Below are 21,024 nucleotides of genomic sequence, written 5' to 3' on the forward strand. Positions count from 1 at the left end.
TGTACTGGCGCTTGAGCACAGGTTTGCCCATGCAGCTATGGTGCGCGCCCTTACGATGTTATCCGCTGTTCTTCAGCCCGACCAACCGGCCGCGCGGCCGGACTGCCCTCTTTCCGGAGCCGTGTCCGGCGGCGTTTCCCGCCGCCTGCGGCAGCGGCAGGGACGCGGTGTCTGCCAGGTCCCAGGCCTGGAGCGCCTGCAGGCTCATGCCCCGCGGTCCGGTGCGCCGGGTCAGTCCGCGGATCAGCATCAGCTCGGTGCCGAAGAGCAGCGGACCGGTTTTCTCCTGTGCCTCAGTGAAGAAGGTGCAGTCCACGCAGCCGGTGCCGTCGTCCAGGCTGATGAAGACCACCCGGCGGCCTCCGCGCATCGGCGGGGTCTGGGTGGCCACCCGGATGCCGGCTACCAGGACTTCCGACCCGTTGCGCAGCCCCAGCAGGGACTCGGCCTTGGTCACGCCCAGGGCAGCGAGGAGCGGTTCGTAGCTGTCCACCAGGTGCGCGCTGACGTCGACGGCGAGCAGGTCCAGTTCGGTGCGGACCCGCTCCGGCAGCGTGGGCTCCGGCAGCTGCGGCACGAGGTTGGCCAGCTCGGTGTCCCCCAGCGGAAGCGCCAGCTGGCCGGGAATCGGATCGTATTTACGGGATCCGGGTTTTCCGGACGTTTCGGCCAGGTGCTGCAGCAGGTCCGCACGGCTGCCGCGCGAACCGCTTTCGCGGGACAGTGAATCGAAGGCGCCCAGCTGGGCCAGCCGCTGAACCGAGGGCCGGGAGAGCCTGGCCCTGGCACGCAGGTCAGCCAGCGAGTCGAACGGCTGTCCGGCGGCGATGCGGCGGACTTCGGCAGCTGAAAGACCGTAAATTCCGGCGAAGCTGAGCCGGATCCCGAACTTCCCCGGGCTTCCCCTGCGCCCCGGTGACGCCGGAACGGGCGGAACCCATTCCACCCGGTACTGCTCTCCGCTGCGGTTGATGTCCAGCGGCAGGATGGGTATGCCCATCCTGCGGGCTTCTGCCACCAGCAGCCTGCGGGGGTACATGCCGGGATCATGCTCGAAGATCCCGGCGAGGAACGCTTCGGGATGGTGCGCCTTCAGCCAGGCGGACTGGTAGGTCGGCACGGCGAAGGCAGCGCCGTGGGCCTTGCAGAAACCGAAGCTGCCGAAGGCTTTCAATGTTCCCCAGACGTTGTTGATGGTCTGCGCGTCATAGCCGCGCTTTTGCGCCGCCTGCCGGAAGAAATCCTCCACCCCCAGTTCGGCGTCGGGGTTGCCCAGCAGCCGCCGCAGCTCATCCGCCTTGGCCAGCCCGCAGCCGGTGAAGACATCGAAGGTCCGCAGCACCTGTTCGTGGAAGACCGTGACCCCGTGGGTCTCCGCCAACACCGGGCGCAGCGATTCGTGCGGGTACACCGCGGGAGCCCAGCCGTGGCGGTGCTCCAGGAACGGCCGCACCATGTCCGATTTCATCGGTCCGGGCCGGAACAGGGAAATGTCGATGATCAGGTCATTGAAGTCCCGCGGCGCCATCTTGCCCACCAGCTCCCGCTGGCCGGGCGACTCGATCTGGAAGCAGCCCAGCGTATGCGTGCTGCGGATCAGTTCAAAGGTCGGTTCGTCATCCAGCGGAACGGCGTCCAGGTCGATCCGCCCGTCTTCGGCAATCCACTCCGGGCGCGGCTCGGTTTCCGGGGCGTGTTTTCCGGCCCGGGCCACGTCGTCTCCGCCGGAATGGACCCGGACCACCTCGTTCAGGGCGAAGGCCATGGCGGACTGCATGCGCACGCCGAGCACGTCCAGCTTGAGCATGCCCATTGGATCCATGTCGTGCTTGTCGAACTGGGACATTGGCAGGCCCAAACCGCTGGGCTGCACCGGCGTACGGTCCAGCAGCGAGGTGTCCCCCAGGATCACCCCGCACGGATGCATTGAAATATGCCGGGGCAGCCGGTCCAGGCGTTCGGTCAGGTCCACCAGCAGATCGAGCTGCCGGTTCTGCTGCACGGCTTCGGCGACGCCGCGCAGTTCGGGTTTCTCGGCGAGCGCTTCACGGAAGTGGCTCGCCGAGAAGCGCCACAGCGCCTTGGCCACGGCACCGACCTCCTCTTCGGGCAAACCCAGGGCCAGTCCGGCGTCGCGCACCGCTCCGCGTGCCCGGTAACCGTTCTGCATGCTCATCAGGGTGACCCGCTGGGCGCCGAAGCGTTCAAAGATGCGGTGGTACACGTTGTGCCGTTCGGCGCTTTCAACGTCGATGTCGATGTCCGGCAGCGTGGAGCGGTCCCGGGAGAGGAACCGTTCAAAGATGAGGTCGTGTGCCAGCGGGTTTACGTGGCTGATGCCCAGCAGATAGTTCACCAGTGAGGACGCGCCCGATCCGCGTGCCGCCGCCCGGACTCCCATGTTCCGGATCATGGTGGAGACTTCCGCGACGGTCAGGAAGTAGGCCGCGAAGCCGAGCCTCTCGATAATCCCCAGCTCATGTTCCAGCCGGTTGCGCATGGCGGCTTCCGCTGCACCGCCCAGATGCCCGAAACGCCTGCCGATCCCGGCTTCGCAGCGTCCGCGCAGTTCCAGCACCGGTTCAGCGTCAATCCCGATGACCCCGGCCTCCGGGACCACCGGCTGCTTCCATCCCATGTCCGCAGCCGGGTCGATCCGGCAGGCATCGGCGAGCGCCTCCGTTTCGGCCAGCAGCTTTGCTGCCCCGGAACGCCCGTAGCCTGCTTCCTCGCTGATCTCCGCTGCGAGCGCTGCCATCTGCCTGCCCGTCTTCAGCCAGCCCTGCCCGTTGGGCTGCAGGTCCTGAAGCTGCGCCATGGACGTCAGGGCGCGGGCGGCGTCGAGCACGTCTGCGGTGGCGGCGCCGTCTTCATCCACGTAGCGCACGGCGTTGGTCAGTACGGCAGGTATGTGCATTTCGTCGGAGAGCCGGAGCATCCGCACGGCGTGGGCCAGGCTCAGGTTGGTTCCCGGCGCGCTGAGGTGCGTGACTACCTCCACGGCGAGCGCGGCGCGCGGCATGACCGAGAGCCAGCGCCGGAACAAGGTGCGGGCGACTGCGTAGCTGCGGCTGCGCATGGCACGTCCAACGTCGGTATACGGACCAACCAGCACGGTCAGTACGGGTTCTCCGTCCCTGCCCAGTACCCGGGCGGCAAGCTGGTCAAGGGTGACGCCGGCCGGGCGGCCCGTCCGTCCCCTGGAGGGTGAGGTTCCGGCATGTGCGTCGGAGATGAGCCGGCACAGCGCGTGATAGCCAGCTCCCCCGTTGTGCCCGTGGGCCAGGATGACCGCCCGGCCGGTTACTTCTGCGTCCCTGCCGTCCCCGTCCAGAATGGCAAGGTCCACTCCGACGATGGGATCTATGCCGGCATCCATGCAGGCACGCAGGTGCTTGACCGTGCCGTACAGCCCGTCGCGGTCGGTGCAGGCGAGTGCGTCGGCACCGTCCGCTGCGGCAGCCTGGGCCAGTTTTTCCGGCCAGGACGTGCCGTAGTGCGCGGAGAAGGCCGAAGCGGCGTGGAGGTGGGTGAAACTCATGGCACGGTATTCATGGCAGGTGCGCTAGGCGCTTTCCCGCAGGGCGTCATGGATTCGGATCAGCCGCCAGGTGTTGGAGGCAGACTGCCGGGAAATGTCCAGCGTGCGCAGCGGCGACCGCGGGCTCAGGCGGGCCTGGACCCGCCAGATTTCCGAATCCACCAGTCCGGGGCCGTGTCCGCGTTCCGCCCTGGCTTCTTCGTCCCACCAGCTGCGGCGCTCATACCAGCGCACGGGATTGGCTGCGACCCTGTATGTCCTTCCCTGCCAGAGAAGACGCAGCGGTATGCCCGCGGGCGAACACGCCACCTCTACCGTTTCACTGAAAAGTCCCATGGCTGCCCCTCAAACCTGATTCGAACATATATTCGAATCTCCAGTGTACGACTGCACTCTGACAATCCCCACAGTGCCCTCTGGGAAGCTGGTGTGAGTTCGGATCTATTCGGCTGCCGCCTCCACCCGGGACTGGGTGGAGAGTGGAATCTCCCGGATGAACAGGCACAGCACTCCGCCTGCGGCAACCAGCGGAATGCTGAGCAGGAAGATAGGCGGCAGTGCCGTTCCGAACGCCGCGCCGATTGCCTGCTGCACTGGTCCGGGAAGCGCCTGCAGCACCGCCGGCGTGAGCGAATTGATGCCCTCCGCGGGAAGCATCGCCGCGGTCCCGGCGGGGGCCCCGGCCAGCTGGTCGGTCAGCCGCTGGATGAAGATGGAACCGAACGCGGCAATCCCGAACGATGCTCCGATCTGGCGGAAGTAGTTCGCTGCGGAGATGGCCGTGCCCATGTTCTGCTGCGGAACACTGTTCTGCACAATCAGCACCAGGTTCTGCAGCAGCGCACCAATGCCCAGGCCGAGCACTGCCATCCCGATCGCCGTAAACCAGTACGGGGTGTCCTGGGAGATCCGGGAGAGCAGCACCAGCCCGGCAATGATCACGGCACACCCGGCCACGGGATAGATCTTGTACCGCCCGGAGTGCGCGATGAGCTGCCCGGTGCCGATGGAGGTCAGCAGAAGCCCGGCCATCATCGGCAGCATCATCAGCCCCGACTCGGTGGCGCTGGCACCGTTGACCATCTGCAGGAACGTTGGCAGGTAGGAGATGGTGGAGAACATCGCTATTCCGACGGCGATGCCCGCCAGCACCGGGATCAGGAAGTTCCGCATCCGGAACAGGCCCAGTGGCAGGATCGGTTCACTCGCACGGCGCTCGGCCCAGACGAACACGGCTCCGGCCAGCACTGCAACTGCGGCCAGGCCCAGAATCTGCGGGCTGTTCCAGTCATAGGTGGTTCCGCCCCAGCTGGTCACCAGGATCAGTGCCGTGGAGGCCACAGCGAGCAGCGCGGCACCGGCATAGTCCAGCCGCGGCCGCCGCCCGGTGACCTTGGGCAGGTGGAGGGAGGTGATGACGACGGCGAGCGCCACGGCTCCAATGGGCACGTTGATGTAGAACACCCATCGCCAGGACCAGGAATCGGTGATCCAGCCGCCCAGCAGGGGGCCGCCAACTGACGCGAGGCCAAAGGAAGCGCCGATCAGCCCCATGTAGCGCCCGCGTTCCCGCGGGGAAACCAGATCACCGATGATGGCCTGCGCGCCGATCATGAGTCCGCCGCCGCCAACGCCCTGCAGGGCCCGGAACGCGATCAGCTGGCCCATGTTCTGGGACAGCCCGGACAGGACGGATCCCAGCAGGAACACGGCAATGGCGAAGATGAAAATGTTCTTGCGGCCGAACAGGTCACCGAGCTTGCCGTAGACGGGCAGCCCGATGGTTGCGGCCAGGATGTAGGCGGTGACTACCCAGGAGAGGTGCTCCAGGCCGTTGAGGTCACCCACGATGGTGGGCAGGGCCGTGGCCACGATCGTCTGGTCCAGTGCCGCGAGCAGGACGGAGAGCACCAGGCCGGTGAAGACCAGCGCCCGTTCGCGTGGCGCGCCGTCGTCCTGGTTCTCCGTACTGCCGGCGGGAACCGGTACTGCAGCATGCGCGCCTGAGGCCATTGATGTTGCGCCTCCCCTTGGAGTTGGCCGGGTTCGCCGGCAGCATGTCCCTCGTTAAAAGCGCCGGCCCGAGCGCCGCGCCCACTCACCGGAATGCGCGGCAGGATGCCCGGCCGCGCCCACTCACCCATTCGACGCCTGCAGTCCGGCCAAGTCAACGGTCCGCAGCGGCAACGCAGTAAGGATTCTCAGCCGGCGAATTCGATGCCGTCGGCCGGGCGGGGAGCCGCGAGCCAGTAGCTTGAGCCGTCCGGACTGCGCCGCACGATTCCTTCATCCACCATGGCTCGCCGGAACATCGCCGGGTCCATCGTCAGGGCGGCCAGCCGATCGGTAACTTCGGCTTCCGTCAGGCGGGCACGGCTGCCGGCAGGATTCGAGGTGCCTGTCCCCAGGACCCCGTGCCGGGAAAAGACTTCCCCGGCCAGGTAATGCAGCACTTCGAGGCGTTCTGCCCGCTTGGCCGGCAGGCTGCCCGAGCTGCCCGGCCCCAGGTGCCGCATCGGGGATTCGTCCCGGGGGCCCCGGTCCGCGGCGAGCAGGCGGGAGAAGGCGTCGGACACCGGCTGCAGGCCGTCTTCGCCGGTCCGGACCAGGCCTGCCTTCAGGAGGACGTGCAGTGATTTGGCCTCGGCCCGGCCCAGGCCGTCCCCGGAGAGCGGTTCCCCCTTGCCTGCGGCGGTAATGATCCTTGCGTAGAGGTCCAGCCGGCGGGAATCTGCGAGCGCAGCGGCCACGGGTTTCCAGCGGGAGCTGCCTGCCGTTCCGGGATGATCCACTCGCTGCGCCCTTTCATGCCGGGTTTGGTGCGGCCTCCGCCCTGTCCGGGCTCCGGCACGTGAAGTAGCCTACTGCAACGGGAACACGCACCGGAGGGGAGCTGAACATGGAGTCCTGCTATCCGGTGCGTTCCTTCGCAGCAGCATCGGTTGCGGCAGCGGGCAGTGCAGTCGCGGACCTCACCTCCCGGCTGTCCGGAGTGCCCGTGCATGTCCGCGCCAGCCCGGACCTCGCCCGCGCCTGGTTCGGCTCGTCCTTCCGCCCGGCCGGCTGGGAGGTTCCGCCGCCGTGGGACCCGCTCTCACGCGACTACCGGTGCGCCGACGGCTGGATCCGGCTGCACACCAACGCCCCGCACCACCGCCGCGCCGCGCTCGCCGTCCTGGGGCTTCCCGCAGATGCAGCCCTCGACGCGGCCTCCGTGGCGGTCCGGGCGTGGAAAGGCGGAGAACTCGAGGCTGCCGTGGTGGAAGCCGGCGGCTGCGCAGCGCGGCTGCGGACTGTGAAGCAGTGGCAATCCCATCCGCAGGGACAGGCGGTCGGCGCCGAGCCCCTCGTTGGCTGGATCCGGCGCGCCGCACAGCCTCCTGCCGAGACCTCCGGAACCCCGCTCCGGCCGCTTGACGGAGTCCGGGTCCTGGACCTCACGCGGGTCATCGCAGGGCCGGTAGCCACACGCTTCCTCGCCGGATTCGGCGCACGGGTACTGCGCATTGATCCGCCGGACTGGGAAGAGCCGTCCCTGGAGGCGGAGATGACGGTGGGCAAGAGCTGTACCCGGCTGGATCTGGGCACAACCGACGGGGCAGCGAAGGTCCGTGAGCTCATCTCCGCCGCGGATCTGGTGGTGCACGGCTACCGTCCCGGCGCCCTCACCGGACTAGGACTGGACGAACACCGCCTTCAGCAGCTGCGCCCCGGCGTCGTAACCGTGGCACTTGATGCCTGGGGCTGGACCGGACCGTGGCGCGGCCGCCGCGGCTTCGATTCCCTGGTGCAGACGGCGTCGGGCATTGCCGACGCCGGCATGGCCTGGGCCGCCGCGGATGCGCCCCTGCCCCTGCCCGTCCAGGCGCTGGACCATGCCACCGGGTATCTGGCTGCCGCAGCGGCCGTGCGGGCGTGGACCCGGCGGCTGGACGGAGAGGTGTATGCCGCTCGGCTGTCCCTGGCCCGGACAGCGGTGGAACTCCAGCGTGCCGCCGATGCCCGCCGGCCGGTGCCTCCCCGCTGGGAGTCCCCGCCGGACCCGGCGCCGCCCTCGCTGCCCCGCGCTGCTGAACAGACCTGGTGGGGGCCCGGCGAGAGGCTGGCACCCCCGCTGGCCTTCAGCTCGGAAGGGCCGGTTCCCGAGATGGCGTGGGACCTGCCTGCTGCGCCGCTGGGTTCAGCTCCCGCGGCCTGGTAACGCCTCCAGGCGGAGGCAGGCTAACTGCGGCTGAAGGCATCCAGCCGCGCCTGGGTCTCGTCCTCATGCCGGGTGCGCAGTTCGTATTCGATGAACGCATCGATCATGGCGCGGTAGGTTTTTTCCACCACGGCGGAGTCCTGCTCCTGCGCTTCCGCGGCTTCGCGGACGTGGTTGATGACTTCCTCAACCCGGTCCCGGGCGCGGACCTGGGCGTCGTCGTCCTTCAGTCCCCCGGCCAGCCGGACCAGGCGTTCGCGGCGCCAGATCAGCGCCACGATTTCTTCGTCAATTTCGTCAATGGCCGTGCGTACGGCCCCAAGCTGTTCGGTCGTCGGGCCTGTTTCCGCTGTTTCTCCCATGCACCCAAGTTTACCGGGGTGCCGCTGCGGCGTCCTTCTGCGGGGCCTCCCGGCCCAGTTTCGAGGGCCACCAGATGCGGGGCCCGATGTCGTAGGACAGCGCCGGAACCAGCAGCGAGCGCACCACCAGGGTGTCCAGCAGCACGCCGAAAGCCACGATGAACGCCAGCTGCGCCAGGAACAGCACCGGGATCACGCCCAGCGCCGCGAAGGTCGCAGCCAGCACGATTCCGGCGGATGTGATTACCCCGCCGGTAATCATCAGGCCCCGGATGATCCCGTCCCGGGTTCCCAGGGCAAGGCTCTCCTCCCGCACCCGGGTCATGAGGAAGATGTTGTAGTCCACGCCCAGCGCAACCAGGAAGACGAACCCGAACAGCGGCACCGCAGGATCCGCGCCGGGGAAGTCAAGCGCGTAGTTGAACAGCAGCGCGGAGATGCCCAGGGTGGCTCCGAAGGACAGCATGACGGTAAGGATGAGCAGGAAGGGCGCCAGCACCGCGCGCAGCAGGAGCATCAGCAGGAAGAAGATCACCACCAGCACCACCGGAATGATGAGGTTGCGGTCGTGTTCCGCGGCGTCGTTGGTGTCCACGGTCGTGGCCGTGGTACCGCCCACCAGCACGTCCTGCTGTCCTGCCAGGCTCCGGCGCACTTCCCGGACCGTGTCCTCCGCCGCGGCCGAGTCCGCGTTCTCCGTGAGGGTGGCCTGCAGCAGCACCTGACCGTCCACCGTCGTGGGAGCTGCGTTTGCGGATCCGGGAATCGGCGGGACCTGCACGCCGGCCTCCGTGACGGGCAGGGTTCCGGCCGGGGTGCCCTGGGCCACCACCGTGACGTCCGAAAATCCTGCCGTCCCCAGCACGGTGTCCGCCACGGACTGCAGCTGCGCTTCGGGGACCACGATCAGCACCGGGCTGCCGGATCCCGAGGGGAAATGCTCCCCGAGCGCCGCCTGGCCTTCCTTGGCTTCGGTCTGGCCCAGGACAAAGTCGCTCTGCGGCACGCCGGAGGCGCGGAAGTCCACCACTGCCACCGCTGCGGCCGCCAGCACGACGGCGCAAATCAGCCAGGTGCGCCGGGAATGGTTGCGCACGGTGCGGGCAACCCCGGGCCAGAAACCGCGGGCCTGGTGGTCGCGGTCCGGGTGCGGTGAGCCGAACGCCGGGCGGCGCGGCCAGAACGCGGCCCGGCCACATACGAACAGCAGTGACGGCAGCAGCGTCATGGCGGCCAGGTAAGAGCAAACGATTCCCAGTGAAGCCACGGGCGCCAGCGCCTTATTCGAATTCAGGTCGCTGAGCAGCAGGCACAGCAGCCCGGCCACCACTGTGCCGGCTGCTGCGGTCACCGGTTCGATGGTGCCCCGCACCGCGGCCCGGGTGGCACCCCAGCGGTCCGCGTGGTCCCTCAGGGCCTCCCGGTAGCGGGAGACATAAAGCAGGGAGTAATCCGTGGCGGCGCCGATGCCCAGGATGAACAGGATTCCCTGCACCTGCCCGTTCAGGCTGACCGTGCCGGCCCTGGCCAGCCAGTACACGGCCAGGATCGCGGCCGAGAGCGCCAGGATGGAGGTCAGGAGCACCAGGACCGGCAGCAGCGGTGAGCGGTACACAACCACCAGGATCACCAGCACCGCAACAACTGCGACGATCAGGAGGGTGCCGTCGATCCCGCCGAACGCCTGGGAGATGTCCGCGAGCTGTCCGGCCGGTCCGGTGACGTACGCGTCCAGTCCCGCCGGCAGCCCGTCCTTTGCCACGGTGCCGAGGTTCACCACGTTGTCCGCAGCGGCGTCGTCATCCGTGACGGGAACAAAAACCTCTGCCGCTTTGCCGTCCTGCGAATACTGCGCCGGGGACACTGCGCCGCTGACCCCCGGGGCGGCCGCAAGTGCGTTCCCGCGGTCCTGGATGAACGTGCGGTCGGCCTCCGTCAGCCCGGAATCGTTCACGTAGAGCACGACGGCGGGAATCGCCTCACTGTCCGTAAACTGCGGCTGCAGCTCGCTGACCTTCGTGGACTCGGAACTGGCGGGAAGGTAGGAAGCCTGGTCATTCTGCTGGACTTCGCTGATCTTGCCGAAGTACGGCCCGCCTACGCCGCCAAGGCCGAACCAAATGACGATCAGCAGCACCGGGATCAGGATCCGCAGCCAGGCCGGCGGTCCGGTGCCCGTCCCCTGGTCCCCCGGCGGGCCGTCGCTGCCCGGAGGAGCAGCGGTTGCCCCTGCGGAAGGTCCGGGGTGCCCGGACTGGCCGGAACCGGGAGGAATCGCTGTGCTCATGGGCCTCGTCGCATTCTCGCGATAGCGCGGGGGACCGCCGTCGGACGCCGCCCCGCCCCTGAACGTGCACTGGCGCCTTCCATGACAAACCTCCGACGGCGGCTGCGTCAACGCCCCGCCAAAGAACCCACTGTCCAGGCGCGGAAATCCTGTCTGGTCACGTACTTCGTTTGCCGGGGTTTAGGTGGGATGATTCGTTTCATGCTGCCCCAGTTGAGCGTCGTCACCCTCGGCGTGCGCGACGTTGAAGTGTCCCACGCCTTCTACAGCCGCCTGGGCTGGAATCCCGTGCAATACGTACCCGGCGAAGTGGTGTTCTTTCAGGTGGGACACGGAATCCTGCTCTCCTTCTTCCGCAGCGACCATCTGGCGGCCGAGTCGGGAGCCACCGGATCCGCCAGCCTGGCACCGGTCACGCTGGCGCACAACGTGAGTTCCCCGATGGACGTGGATGCAATCCTGCATGACGCAGCGGCCGCCGGCGGATCCATAGCCGCTCCGGGCATGCAGATGAGCTGGGGCGGTTACTCGGGCTATTTCACGGACCCGGACGGTTTCCGCTGGGAGGTCTGCCACAACCCCGGGCTCAGGGTTGGCGAAGACGGCACCGTGACCCTTTCCGCGCTGGATCCCGGCGATCCCGGTGCGGCGCTGTCCGCCTCCTAGGCCGGCACACCTCCTAGAACAGCACGTCCCCGGTTTCAGCGCCGCGGTGCTCTTCCGCGTCCAGCAGCCACGGACCGTCGTGGCGCACATTCCCGACCGCCGGACTGGCCGGTTCAATCATCCAGGCGCCCGCCGCAGCGTGGGCGTTCCCCACGGCGCCTGACAGCCTTTCCAGTGCTTCAGCGGCGCCCAGCGTCCCCGGGGCGATCCACGCGTCCAGGTCCTCCCCGGACAGCGGCAGCGGCATCCTGCCGTGAAGTTCCCCGAGCCTGCGCAGGACCGGGTCCGCGCTGTCCGGTTCCGGTGAGGCGAGCGTCAGAACGGATGCGGAAAGCAGCCACCGGTTCGGATCCCCGGCTGCCAGTGCCGGGTCAGCCCACCACTCATACAGCCCGGCGAACCAGTGCAGCCTGCCGTCGGCACGGTGGACAAAATAAGGCCTGCGGATGCCGCCCGGGCCCGCCTGCCACTCGTAGTAGCCCTCCATGGGCACTGCGCACCGGCGGGCCAGGACCGCCGCGCGGAACGTGGGCTTCTCCAGCAGGGTCTCGCTGCGGGCGTTGAAGGCACGGACTCCCACGGAGATGTCCCTGGCCCAGCCCGGTACCAGTCCCCACCGCGCCACGTGGACCTGGCGCACGGCGGCACCGTCAATCACCCGTTCAAGGACCACCGGCACATCCGACGTCGGCGCAACGTTCCAGGACTGGCGGAGCTCGAGGTTGGCATCGGCCTCCGCTTCAGCTTCCGCCACCAGGTCACCCACGGCCCGGGCCATCACATATCGTCCGCACATGCCTCCAGTCTGCCCTGTGGAGCCGGTGGCCCCGGAACCGGGCACCGGGTCCGCCGCGGCAGCATGCGCTTCCGGCAGGATAGTCTTCCAGGAATGGACAGCAGGGCAGGCACCGGCCTCCGGGAAGCACTCGAGCGGCACCAGATCTTACTCTGCCTCGCAGCCCTCGCGGCGGGGTTCCTGGCCGGTGCCGCGGTTCCCGGGACGTCCGCCCTGCAGGTCCTCATCAATCCGGTCATCGGACTGCTCCTCTACGCCACCTTCCTGGCGGTGCCCTTCACCAGGATCCGGGCCGGCCTGCTGGATTTGCGCTTCCTGGGGCTACTGCTGCTGGTGAACTTTGTGCTGGTCCCGGTGCTGGTTTTCGCACTCTCCCGGTCGTGGCGCACGACGCCGCCCTGCTCACCGGCGTGCTGCTGGTCCTGCTGACTCCCTGCGTGGACTACGTGATCGTGTTTTCTGCCCTGGGCGGGGCGGACCACGGCAAGCTGCTGGCGGCCACACCGCTGCTGATGATTGTCCAGCCGCTCCTGCTGCCGCCCTTCCTCTGGCTGTTCACCTCAGGCTCGGTCACGGGCTTCATTGAACCCGGACCGTTCCTGGAGGCCCTGGTACTGCTCATCCTCCTTCCGCTGGCAGCAGCGGCGGCGACACAGCTGCTTGCGAAACGCCGTTCGGCGTTCAGCGCGCTCGCAGCCGCCGGCAACGCGTCAATGGTGCCGCTGATGCTTGCTGTCCTGTTTACCGTCGCGGCTTCGCAGGCCCGCCGGGTGCTGGAGGAAGGCGCCGCCCTGGCATCGCTGGTTCCCCTCTACACCGCGTTCCTCGCCGTCATGGTCCTCGCCGGGGCGTTCACCGGCCGCGCCGGCGGACTGGACTACGGCAGCGCCCGCGCCCTGGCATCAGCGGAGCGACGCGCAATTCACTGGTGGTGCTTCCCCTGGCGCTCGCCCTCCCCGAAGCCGCGGGACCCGCCGCTGCCGCCGTCGTCACCCAGACCTTCGTGGAGCTCGCCGGAATGGCATTGTGCATCCGGTTCATTCCGCTGCTCATTCCGCGGCCCGCGGCACGGGCCTCCGGACCGGACGGCGGCTCCGGAGCCACGTCCGGGGAATCAAACCGACGGGACCGGCGTTGAGGAAGCAGCAGAACCCCCGTACTAAGCAGCAAGGAGCCCCCATGACCGCCACAGCCGAAACCTTCACGCCCGAGGCCGGAACCATCACCATGTTCTCCACCAGCTGGTGCGGGTACTGCCGCCGGCTGAAGTCCCAGCTGGATTCGGCGGGAATCGGCTACACCGAAGTGAATATCGAGAACACCGAAGGCACCGCTGAGCTGGTGGAGTCCCTCAACGGCGGCAACCAGACCGTTCCCACGGTGATCTTCCCCGACGGTTCAGCCGCAACAAACCCCTCCGCCGCCGAGGTGAAATCCCGCCTGGGCCTGTGACCTGAGCTTTTCTGCATGCACTGATGCCGGGAGCCGCGAAAGTGACTCCCGGCATCGGCGTCCCTAGGATGGAAGCCGTAGCCCCGGAACGCCGGGGTGCCCCTGAGACATCACCCGAGAGGCAGCCCTCCCCCATGGTTCACAAGGTCCAAGCTGTAGTAGTCAAGGAAAAGAACGCGCCGGTCTCCCTGGAAACCATCCTGGTACCGGATCCCGGGCCCGGAGAAGCCCTGGTGGACATCCTCACCTGCGGCGTCTGCCACACGGACCTGCATTACAAGCAGGGCGGCATCAGCGATGACTACCCGTTCCTGCTCGGCCACGAAGCAACCGGTGTGGTCTCCGCAGTCGGTCCCGACGTCACTGAGGTGGCCCCGGGCGACCGCGTGATCCTGAACTGGCGTGCGGTGTGCGGTGAGTGCCGCGCCTGCCGGAAGGGACAGCCGCAGTACTGCTTCAACACCCACAACGCCACCCAGAAGATGACGCTGGAAGACGGCACCGAGCTGTCCCCCGCGCTGGGCATCGGCGCGTTCGCCGAGAAGACCCTGGTTGCCGCCGGACAGTGCACCAAGGTGGACGACGACGTCGATCCCGCCGCGGCGGGCCTGCTCGGCTGCGGCGTGATGGCCGGCATTGGTGCCGCCATCAACACCGGTGAGGTGAAGCGCGGCGAATCCGTGGCCGTCATTGGCTGCGGCGGCGTCGGCATCGCAGCCGTGGCGGGCGCCAAGCTGGCCGGTGCCACCACCATCATCGCCGTGGACATTGACTCGGCGAAGGTGGACCTGGCTTTGGCGAACGGCGCCACGCACGGCATCAATTCCCGCGAAGAAGATCCGGTGGAAGCCATCCGTGCGCTCACCGGCGGCAACGGCGCCGACGTCGTTATTGAAGCCGTGGGACACCCGGAAACCTACAAGCAGGCCTTCTATGCCCGTGACCTTGCCGGCCGCGTGGTCCTGGTGGGCGTGCCAACCCCTGAGATGCAGATCGAGCTGCCGCTGGCGGACGTCTTCGGCCGCGGCGGCTCCCTGAAGTCCTCCTGGTACGGCGACTGCCTGCCCTCCCGCGACTTCCCCATGCTGGTGGAGCAGTACAAGCTCGGCCGGCTGGACCTGGATGCGTTCGTCTCGGAGCGGATCGGCCTCGACGAGATCGAGGAAGCCTTCGGCAAGATGCATAACGGCAAGGTCCTGCGCTCGGTGGTGGAACTCTAATGGCGGCCCGCATCGACAAGGTTGTCACCTCCGGCACCTTCAGCCTGGACGGCGGCACCTGGGACGTGGACAACAACGTCTGGATCATCGGCGATGACCTGCAGGTGATCATCATCGACCCCGCGCATGACGTCGACGCGATCGCCGAAACGGTCGGGGACCGGGAAGTCATGGGCATCCTGCTCACCCACGGCCACGACGACCACATCCGCGCCGTGACCGAGGCCCAGGACCGGTTCAGCGCACCGGTTTTCCTGCACGAGGCAGACCGGATGCTCTGGGACGCCGTGTTCCCGGACGAGGCACCCGATGACGTCATCGAAGACGGCGACACCTTCGAGATTGCCGGCGTCACGCTCGAGGCACTGCACACCCCCGGGCACTCCCCCGGCTCGGTCTGCTTCCTGCTCGAAGACGAAGAAGGCAGCATCCCCGTGCTCTTTTCCGGCGACACGCTCTTCAGCGGCGGCCCCGGAGCCACCGGCCGTTCCTACAGCGATTTCGGCACCATCATCGACTCGATCCGGGAGCGCCTGCTGACGCTGCCGGCCGAGACCACGGTGAACACCGGGCACGGGGATTCAACCACGATCGGCGCTGAGGCACCGCACTTGGACGAATGGATCGCCCGCGGGCACTAGGGTCCTGCCCGCAGCACGGCGCCATCCCCACCGAGAGGGCAGTTACGGGTCGAAAGAAGCTTGAAAGCAGCCGTAACTGCCCTCTCGACATTTTTTGGGGGTGGGGAAGCTCAGGGAGCAGCGCCCGCCTGGACCTGCCACCCGGTGTGGCCGGGGGTGGCTGTCCAGGTCGCCGGGTCTCCGGCCGGTACCAGGACGTCGTTAAGCCACCAGGTCTCGGCGGGCGCCCAGCCTGCCAGCATGGTCTTCACGCCGGCGGCGTCGAGTACGCTCCCGGCGGTGCGCAGGTATCCGGCGACGCTGAGGTGGACGCCGTCGTAGTCCCGGGCCACCGCCTGCCAGTCCGGAATTGCCCAAAACCAGGTGTCCGCTTCCGCGTTCCCTGAACTCACGGCCCAGCTGCGTCCACGCGAACGGGTCACTTCCAGCGGATAGGCCGAGACCAGGTCCTGCCAGCTGCGCGCTTCCCGGATCTCGTAAATCCGGGAACCTTCCGCAGCCCGGAGCGGAAAGGTCCGCGCCGTGGTCCATGGCAGCGGATCTTCGACCATCCGCAGCCCCGCCGGGCCGTTCTCGGGAATCGCCGGAGTGGTGACCGGAACGTCAGAGAGCGCCGGAACGGACCACCAGCGGCCGGTCCAGTTGGCGACCAGCGGCGTGTTGCCTTCCTCGGCTGAAATCGACTCGCGCCAGCGCCGTAGACCCGCGGCGCTGCCGGTCACCGTCGGCGGATCCGTCCCCGGAACCGTGGTGCTGGCGATCCACTGGACGTAGTACTGGGTCAGCGCGCCGGGCGCCAGCCACCACTGGGGCCGCGCCCTCACGACGGCGACGGCCACCGGGAGGAGGAGATCCCTCACCTCCGGTTCGGCCAGCACGCGCGCGGAGTCCGACGGCGGCTGCCAGTAGGAGGCGTGCTTCACGACGCGGTCCAGGCTCTGGAGTACTTGTGCAACGGTGATCCCGGGCCGCTGCGGCAGGGCTCCAAGCACCTGGAGAACTCCCTTGGATTCCTGACCCAGGCCGCGGGGCAGCGGGTCGCTGCTTCCGCAGGAGAACGCGGGAAAGCCGGGGGAAAGCGACCGGGCAAGGTCCAGGCAGAGTTCCCGGCCGCGGGGTCCAGCCAGCAACAGCTGAGCGGCAGGAAGTTCTTCCATATCTCCAAGCTAGCAGTGGCCCCGCCCGCCCGTAGCGCGGTTCCCCGGAATTGGCTCAGCGCTTCCCCAATCGAGTCGCGGAGCGGAGCACGGCCCGGTCCCGAAGGGTCAGCATGGTCCGCCGGAGGGAAGCCCAGTAGACGGCGTCGAACGGCAGCGACGCCAGGACGCCGGGCCGCCGGAGGCCGTACTGGAAACGGGCGCGCACCACCAGCAGGGTCCGGCCGGGCTGCAGCGGCTTCAGCAGCCAGAGCCAGGTGGACCGCCGGTCGCCGTCGGCCCACAGCATCCAGTCCCTGGGCTGGACTTCCTTGATCCGCAGGCGGTGCCCGGTTCCCGTGCTCAGCAGGTCCCCGATTTCCAGGTCCCGCAGCTGCGGAACAGCACGGTCTGCCTCACCCTGGTCCGGCAGTCCCACCCGGTCAAAGACGTACCAGCCGGCCCGTCCGTGCCCTATCCGGTTCAGGAACGGCCAGATGTCCGCTGCAGGCGCCGGAATGAGGATGCTGCGGGTGTACTGCAGCACGGGGCCGGTGAGGACCGCATCCCCCGGCATCCGCGGGCCGGGACCGGGTGCGGCGTGCCTGCGGAGCGGCCGGACGAGCCTGAGGTAGACCCCCGCAGCCGAGCCCGCTGCGGCAGCGGCCGCCAGGATCCGCCGGTACGGCCTGCCCTCCGGGCCAAATGCATCGCGCCACCGTGCCACGTAGGCCGCTAGTCCTGTTCCAGGATCGAGAGGATGTTCCCTGACGGGTCCCGAAACCAGGCCATGGCCGCACCTCCCCGGCGGAAGATGCCGTCGCCTGTGCCGGTGTCCAGGGGTTCGAAGACCACACCCCTGCCGCTGAGTTCGCGCACGGCAGCCTCCACGTCATGCACCGGGAAATTCAGCACGGTGTAGGCGGCCGGCGCATGCCCGGCCTTCTCATACACCAGCACGTGGTTCTGCGGCGCCAGTTCAAGCCGCAGCCGCCCCTGGACCTGGGTCAGCGGGAGCCGGAGGGTGGTGCCGTAGAACCGGCGGGCGGAGTCAACGTCATCCACGGCGAATCCGCTGAACGCCTTGCCGTACTCGAACATGGGCACTCCTTCACCGTTGCCGTGACCTCGATGATAGTCCCGCAGCACGGGTGCCCGGCAACGGTCATGCGGTTATAGCCCGTCGGGTTTGGTTACCACCGTGTGGGTCGCGTGGTCGTAGAGGAAGGTCATGGGTCCTCCGGCGTGCTCCAGGTGGTAGTTGGCGCCGTCGAAGTGCGCACCCTGGCCGTAGTTCTCATCCCAGCCGCGGTTCAGGGCCGCCTTGAACTCGTAGTCCCCCGCGGGCAGGTCGACGCTGAGCTTCCACAGTTCATCGCTGCGGTCGAAGCCAAGCTGCACGGCCTCCGCCGCGGGATCCCAATCAGCACCGCCCAGCACGGAGCCGAACGTTCCCGGCACTGCGACGGCGTTCGGCTGGGGGAAGGACGGTCCGTCGTAGTGCTCGTCGGCGTGCGCACCGTGGGCCGAAGCTGCTGGTTCCGCAGCGGCGTCGGAGACCACCAGGGCTTCCTCCAGCACGGCTTCGCTGTGCGCCTCTGCTTTGGTCACTGCCGTGACTGAGTGCTCGCTGCCGCTGAGCGCAGCGTGCAGGTGTTCGACGTCGGGGAAGTCGGAGAGCGCGGAACGGCCCTGGGACGTGATGCTCCACCCGGCGCGGCCTTCCTTCAGGATCCAGCCGGCCTTGACCAGTTTGGTGCTGGCAGTAACCAGCGCCCGTTCACCACGGGCGACGCCGCTGGCCAGCAGCTGCGCTTCGGTTCCTTCCAGCGGCACCTGTTCAAGGGCCAGGCGCAGCACCTCGGCCCGGGATGTCTTCTTCTCCGCTGACGGGTCCTGGCGGGCCAGGACTTCCAGGATGGCTTTGAGCCGCAGGGCAGTGTTTTCAACGCTCTTCTTGGGCAACGTGCGGGTCCTTTGCTTGTAATGGCTTGCGCTGCCCGAGCCTAACGGGACTGGGCAGCGGTTGGAAAGACAGTAGTGCCGGGCGCGGCGATTCGCTCCAAGTGCCCGGGATCTGCCGTGCGGAGCTCTGCGCAGCTGCCGTAGGCGGCAAGCAGGGATGCCTCGGCACCGGCGACGGTGAGCCCTGGATTGAGGTCCTCGGCTGCCCCGGCTGTCGCGGGATCCCAGTCCAGGCCCAGTGCCTCATACACGGCTGTGAGGACTTCGCGCAGCGGTGCGGAGTCCTCGATGACCACTACGGAGGAAAAGAGCCAGGCGCCGGAGACCACGCGCTGCGCGGTGCCCACGAGCTTGATCCGGGCTTCGGTTCCGCCATGCACGCTGTATTCGCCCGGGCAGTACTCGCCGGGGATTTCCCCGACGCCTGCCGGAACCCCGGCATGCCGCAGGGCTCCGGCCAGCAGCTGCGCGAAGTCCGTGAAGCGAGCCAGCGAGTGCCTGACGGCGTCTGCTTCGGGTTCTATGTGGTCAAGGACCAGGCAGCCCTGGTGGTAGGCGGCTGCCCGTCCGCCGGCCTTGCGGACCAAGGGCTCGAAACCCAGGTCCCTGCAGGCGGCAGCTGCGTCGGCAAAACCCGGCAGGCGGGCGTCCCGCTGCCCGAAGGCCACGGTGGGACGCGGCTGGTAGATCCGCAGGGACGGGCCCAGGCCTCCGCCGCGGGCTGCTGCCAGCAGGTCAAGGGCGTGCTGAAGGTCCCCGGCGGCGCCGAAGGATTGTTCCTGGCGGTAGACGTCCAGCACGCGCGTCTCCACAGGGTCAGTTCCGTCCCAGCGGACGGACGGTGAGGATCTGTTCGCTGCGTCCGAAGGGCCCGGACTCGTCATGCAGCACCGAGGATGTCAGGCCTATCCCGTCAGTGCCGAAACTAACCCGGGTATCCAGGCCCAGCCAATGCCCGGCGGGCCGGCGGTAGAGGTGGATCTGCAGGTCCACATTGGGGAACATCCAGCTGTCGCCTCCCGGCGGGACGCGGGCGGCAATGCCGTTGGCGGCGTCGACCAGGCCAAGCAGCCGGACCGTCGAGGGCGTCTGCACGCCGTCGAGCATTTCAAACGGCGAGCGCACCCATACCCGGCCGCGTCCGGGCCGCAGACCGGGAACCGCCCGGAACTCAAGGCCGTTGATGAAGTCCCCTGGCCACGCGGTCATGCCGTCGAATCCTTGAGCCTGCCCGGGGCCGGGCATCGGCTCGTCTTCCACGGCAGCTACCTCGGTGGTATCTCCCTGCGCGAGGCGCCAGGCCGTGGCACGCACGGCAGTCCGTCCGCCGGCCGTCAGCTCGGCCTCCAGCAGTTCGATGGTGCGTCCGGCGCGAATGACCTTGGTGGTGACATCAAAGACACCCTGCGGAATAACGCCGAGGATTTCGAAGCTCACCCGGGCCAGCCGCATCCCGGGACGGGGATCCGCCTCTTCCAGGCAGTGCACCAGCAGCCCGGCGACCGGCGCCATGTGCTGTTCGTCCTCGTTCCACGCACCCTGCGTGTGACGGGTTGATTCGAAAGTCCCCTCACCCAGTGAGCGGTAGTACGATTCGGCCACTTATCCTCCCGGCGCGTGCTGGAATATGCGTACTCAGGCTATCCTGCCCGCGGCCCCGGCACGGCGCTGGCCCCTTCCCCGTGTCTCCGCGGCGGTGTTCAATGGCCGTGGAGCAAACCTCTGCAGGATCCTGGCACCTCCGGCCAGGCCCTTCCACCTAGGAACCGAGGAACCATGAAGTACACGCATCTGGGCCGCGCCGGCCTGCAGGTCTCCCGCCTTTGCCTTGGCACCATGAATTTTGGACCTAAGACCCCGGAGGACGAAGCGCACGGCATTCTGGATTCGGCGCGTGAGTCCGGCATCAACTTCTTTGACACGGCGAACGTGTACGGCTGGGAGAACAAGGGCCTGACCGAGGAAATCATCGGCCGCTGGTTCGCCAAGGGCAGCGGACGGCGTGAGTCGACCGTCATCGCCACCAAGCTTTACGGCTCCATGGGGCCGGGGCCCAACCAGACTTTCCTCTCGGCGCTGAACATCCGGCAGGCACTGGATGCCAGCCTGAAGCGGCTGCAGACGGACTACGTGGATCTGTACCAGTTCCACCACATCGACCGGAATACCCCGTGGGATGAGATCTGGCAGGCCATGGAAACCGCCGTCGCCCAGGGCAAGATCATCTACAACGGTTCCAGCAACTTTGCCGGCTGGCACATCGCCCAGGCCCAGGAGAGCGCCCGGCGGCGCAATTACGCCGGGCTGGTATCGGAGCAGAGCATCTACAACCTGGTCAACCGGTCCGTGGAGCTTGAAGTAATTCCCGCTGCGCAGCAGTACGGGCTGGGCCTTATCCCCTGGTCCCCGCTGCAGGGCGGGCTGCTGGGCGGCATCCTGAAGTCCCAGGACGACGGCGGCAGGCGTGCGGAGGGGCGGGTCCAGGAGCTGCTGGCAAAGCACCGGGAGCAGATTCAGGCGTACGAGGACCTCGCGGCGGAGCTGGAGATCGAGCCCGGGATCTTCGCCCTGGCCTGGTTGCTGCACCAGCCTGCCGTCAGCGCCCCGATCGTCGGCCCGCGTGTCATGGGCCAGCTCGACGACGCCCTGGCCGCACTGGAAGTGGAACTGGACGAGAGCACACTGCGGACACTGGACGAGATTTTCCCCGGTCATCAGCCGGCTCCGGAGGACTACGCCTGGTAAGCCTTCCGGATC

General features: G+C 68.0%; 21 protein-coding genes. 8 read left to right on the top strand and 13 right to left on the bottom strand.

The window, feature by feature from the left end; translation table 11 throughout:
- Positions 1-58: 58 nt before the first annotated feature.
- The 4 genes from ITX31_RS14670 to ITX31_RS16115 form a co-directional block, all read right to left on the bottom strand.
- Positions 59-3,541: a DNA polymerase III subunit alpha gene (locus tag ITX31_RS14670; RefSeq protein WP_194784115.1), complete on the bottom strand. Its 3,483-nt coding sequence runs from the start codon at positions 3,539-3,541 to the stop codon at positions 59-61.
- Positions 3,542-3,565: 24 nt separating this feature from the next.
- Positions 3,566-3,877 carry a DUF6504 family protein gene (locus ITX31_RS14675; protein ID WP_194784116.1) on the bottom strand — a complete coding sequence of 104 codons (312 nt, stop codon included), beginning with the start codon at positions 3,875-3,877 and terminating at the stop codon, positions 3,566-3,568.
- A gap of 105 nt (positions 3,878-3,982) precedes the next feature.
- Entirely contained in the window at positions 3,983-5,554 is a 1,572-nt protein-coding gene (locus ITX31_RS14680) for an MDR family MFS transporter (RefSeq protein ID WP_194784117.1), read from the bottom strand.
- Between the two features lie 188 nt (positions 5,555-5,742).
- Positions 5,743-6,333 (bottom strand): DUF2087 domain-containing protein, encoded by a 591-nt coding sequence (locus ITX31_RS16115; protein WP_194784118.1) that lies wholly within the window; start codon positions 6,331-6,333, stop codon positions 5,743-5,745.
- A 107-nt stretch (positions 6,334-6,440) separates the two neighbouring features.
- On the opposite strand from ITX31_RS16115, the gene ITX31_RS14690 reads away from it, so the two are divergent.
- Complete coding sequence (locus tag ITX31_RS14690) at positions 6,441-7,742, top strand: CoA transferase (protein WP_194784119.1); 1,302 nt, start codon at positions 6,441-6,443, stop codon at positions 7,740-7,742.
- Positions 7,743-7,762: 20 nt separating this feature from the next.
- On the opposite strand, the gene ITX31_RS14695 is transcribed toward ITX31_RS14690, so the two are convergent.
- Both ITX31_RS14695 and ITX31_RS14700 read right to left on the bottom strand, forming a co-directional pair.
- Positions 7,763-8,104 (bottom strand): chorismate mutase, encoded by a 342-nt coding sequence (locus tag ITX31_RS14695; protein WP_194784120.1) that lies wholly within the window; start codon positions 8,102-8,104, stop codon positions 7,763-7,765.
- 10 nt (positions 8,105-8,114) lie between these two features.
- Complete coding sequence (locus ITX31_RS14700; protein WP_194784121.1) at positions 8,115-10,391, bottom strand: MMPL family transporter; 2,277 nt, start codon at positions 10,389-10,391, stop codon at positions 8,115-8,117.
- A 201-nt stretch (positions 10,392-10,592) separates the two neighbouring features.
- Here ITX31_RS14700 and ITX31_RS14705 point away from each other — a divergent pair, with 201 nt between their 5' ends.
- Entirely contained in the window at positions 10,593-11,057 is a 465-nt protein-coding gene (locus ITX31_RS14705; protein WP_194784122.1) for a VOC family protein, read from the top strand.
- Positions 11,058-11,070: 13 nt separating this feature from the next.
- Here ITX31_RS14705 and ITX31_RS14710 read toward each other — a convergent pair whose 3' ends face one another.
- Positions 11,071-11,853 carry an SOS response-associated peptidase gene (locus ITX31_RS14710; protein ID WP_194784123.1) on the bottom strand — a complete coding sequence of 261 codons (783 nt, stop codon included), beginning with the start codon at positions 11,851-11,853 and terminating at the stop codon, positions 11,071-11,073.
- 93 nt (positions 11,854-11,946) lie between these two features.
- On the opposite strand from ITX31_RS14710, the gene ITX31_RS16120 reads away from it, so the two are divergent.
- The 5 genes from ITX31_RS16120 to ITX31_RS14730 all read left to right on the top strand — a co-directional run bounded on the left by ITX31_RS16120 (position 11,947) and on the right by ITX31_RS14730 (position 15,166).
- Positions 11,947-12,282: a hypothetical protein gene (locus ITX31_RS16120; RefSeq protein WP_323745702.1), complete on the top strand. Its 336-nt coding sequence runs from the start codon at positions 11,947-11,949 to the stop codon at positions 12,280-12,282.
- Positions 12,234-13,016 (top strand): hypothetical protein, encoded by a 783-nt coding sequence (locus tag ITX31_RS14715; RefSeq protein WP_323745703.1) that lies wholly within the window; start codon positions 12,234-12,236, stop codon positions 13,014-13,016. The genes ITX31_RS16120 and ITX31_RS14715 overlap by 49 nt, the downstream gene beginning before the upstream one ends.
- Before the next feature lie 16 nt (positions 13,017-13,032).
- Positions 13,033-13,305, top strand: coding sequence for a mycoredoxin (locus ITX31_RS14720; protein ID WP_194784124.1), 273 nt, complete (start codon positions 13,033-13,035; stop codon positions 13,303-13,305).
- A 134-nt stretch (positions 13,306-13,439) separates the two neighbouring features.
- The gene (locus ITX31_RS14725; RefSeq protein WP_194784125.1) at positions 13,440-14,525 is read left to right on the top strand and encodes an S-(hydroxymethyl)mycothiol dehydrogenase; all 1,086 of its coding nucleotides are present in this window, start codon (positions 13,440-13,442) and stop codon (positions 14,523-14,525) included.
- Positions 14,525-15,166 carry an MBL fold metallo-hydrolase gene (locus ITX31_RS14730; protein ID WP_194784126.1) on the top strand — a complete coding sequence of 214 codons (642 nt, stop codon included), beginning with the start codon at positions 14,525-14,527 and terminating at the stop codon, positions 15,164-15,166. Before ITX31_RS14725 ends, ITX31_RS14730 begins: the two co-directional genes overlap by 1 nt.
- A 110-nt stretch (positions 15,167-15,276) precedes the next feature.
- Here ITX31_RS14730 and ITX31_RS14735 read toward each other — a convergent pair whose 3' ends face one another.
- The 6 genes from ITX31_RS14735 to ITX31_RS14760 form a co-directional block, all read right to left on the bottom strand.
- Positions 15,277-16,323 carry a hypothetical protein gene (locus ITX31_RS14735; RefSeq protein WP_194784127.1) on the bottom strand — a complete coding sequence of 349 codons (1,047 nt, stop codon included), beginning with the start codon at positions 16,321-16,323 and terminating at the stop codon, positions 15,277-15,279.
- A gap of 55 nt (positions 16,324-16,378) precedes the next feature.
- On the bottom strand, positions 16,379-17,029 hold the full coding sequence (locus ITX31_RS14740) for a hypothetical protein (protein WP_194784128.1): 651 nt from the start codon (positions 17,027-17,029) through the stop codon (positions 16,379-16,381).
- Positions 17,030-17,037: 8 nt separating this feature from the next.
- The gene (locus ITX31_RS14745) at positions 17,038-17,403 is read right to left on the bottom strand and encodes a VOC family protein (RefSeq protein ID WP_194784129.1); all 366 of its coding nucleotides are present in this window, start codon (positions 17,401-17,403) and stop codon (positions 17,038-17,040) included.
- Positions 17,404-17,475: 72 nt separating this feature from the next.
- A complete protein-coding gene (locus ITX31_RS14750) occupies positions 17,476-18,267 on the bottom strand; it encodes a winged helix-turn-helix domain-containing protein (RefSeq protein WP_194784130.1) in 792 nt (263 codons plus the stop codon).
- Positions 18,268-18,308: 41 nt separating this feature from the next.
- Positions 18,309-19,079 carry a lipoate--protein ligase family protein gene (locus tag ITX31_RS14755; RefSeq protein ID WP_323745704.1) on the bottom strand — a complete coding sequence of 257 codons (771 nt, stop codon included), beginning with the start codon at positions 19,077-19,079 and terminating at the stop codon, positions 18,309-18,311.
- Between the two features lie 4 nt (positions 19,080-19,083).
- Entirely contained in the window at positions 19,084-19,869 is a 786-nt protein-coding gene (locus tag ITX31_RS14760; RefSeq protein ID WP_194784131.1) for a thioesterase family protein, read from the bottom strand.
- Positions 19,870-20,043: 174 nt separating this feature from the next.
- Between ITX31_RS14760 and ITX31_RS14765 the strand changes: the two genes are divergently transcribed.
- Complete coding sequence (locus tag ITX31_RS14765; RefSeq protein WP_194784132.1) at positions 20,044-21,012, top strand: aldo/keto reductase; 969 nt, start codon at positions 20,044-20,046, stop codon at positions 21,010-21,012.
- Positions 21,013-21,024: the final 12 nt, after the last annotated feature.

Origin of the sequence: Arthrobacter gandavensis, assembly GCF_015355785.1 — a bacterium.
GTDB classification, from domain to species: domain Bacteria; phylum Actinomycetota; class Actinomycetes; order Actinomycetales; family Micrococcaceae; genus Arthrobacter_B; species Arthrobacter_B gandavensis_A.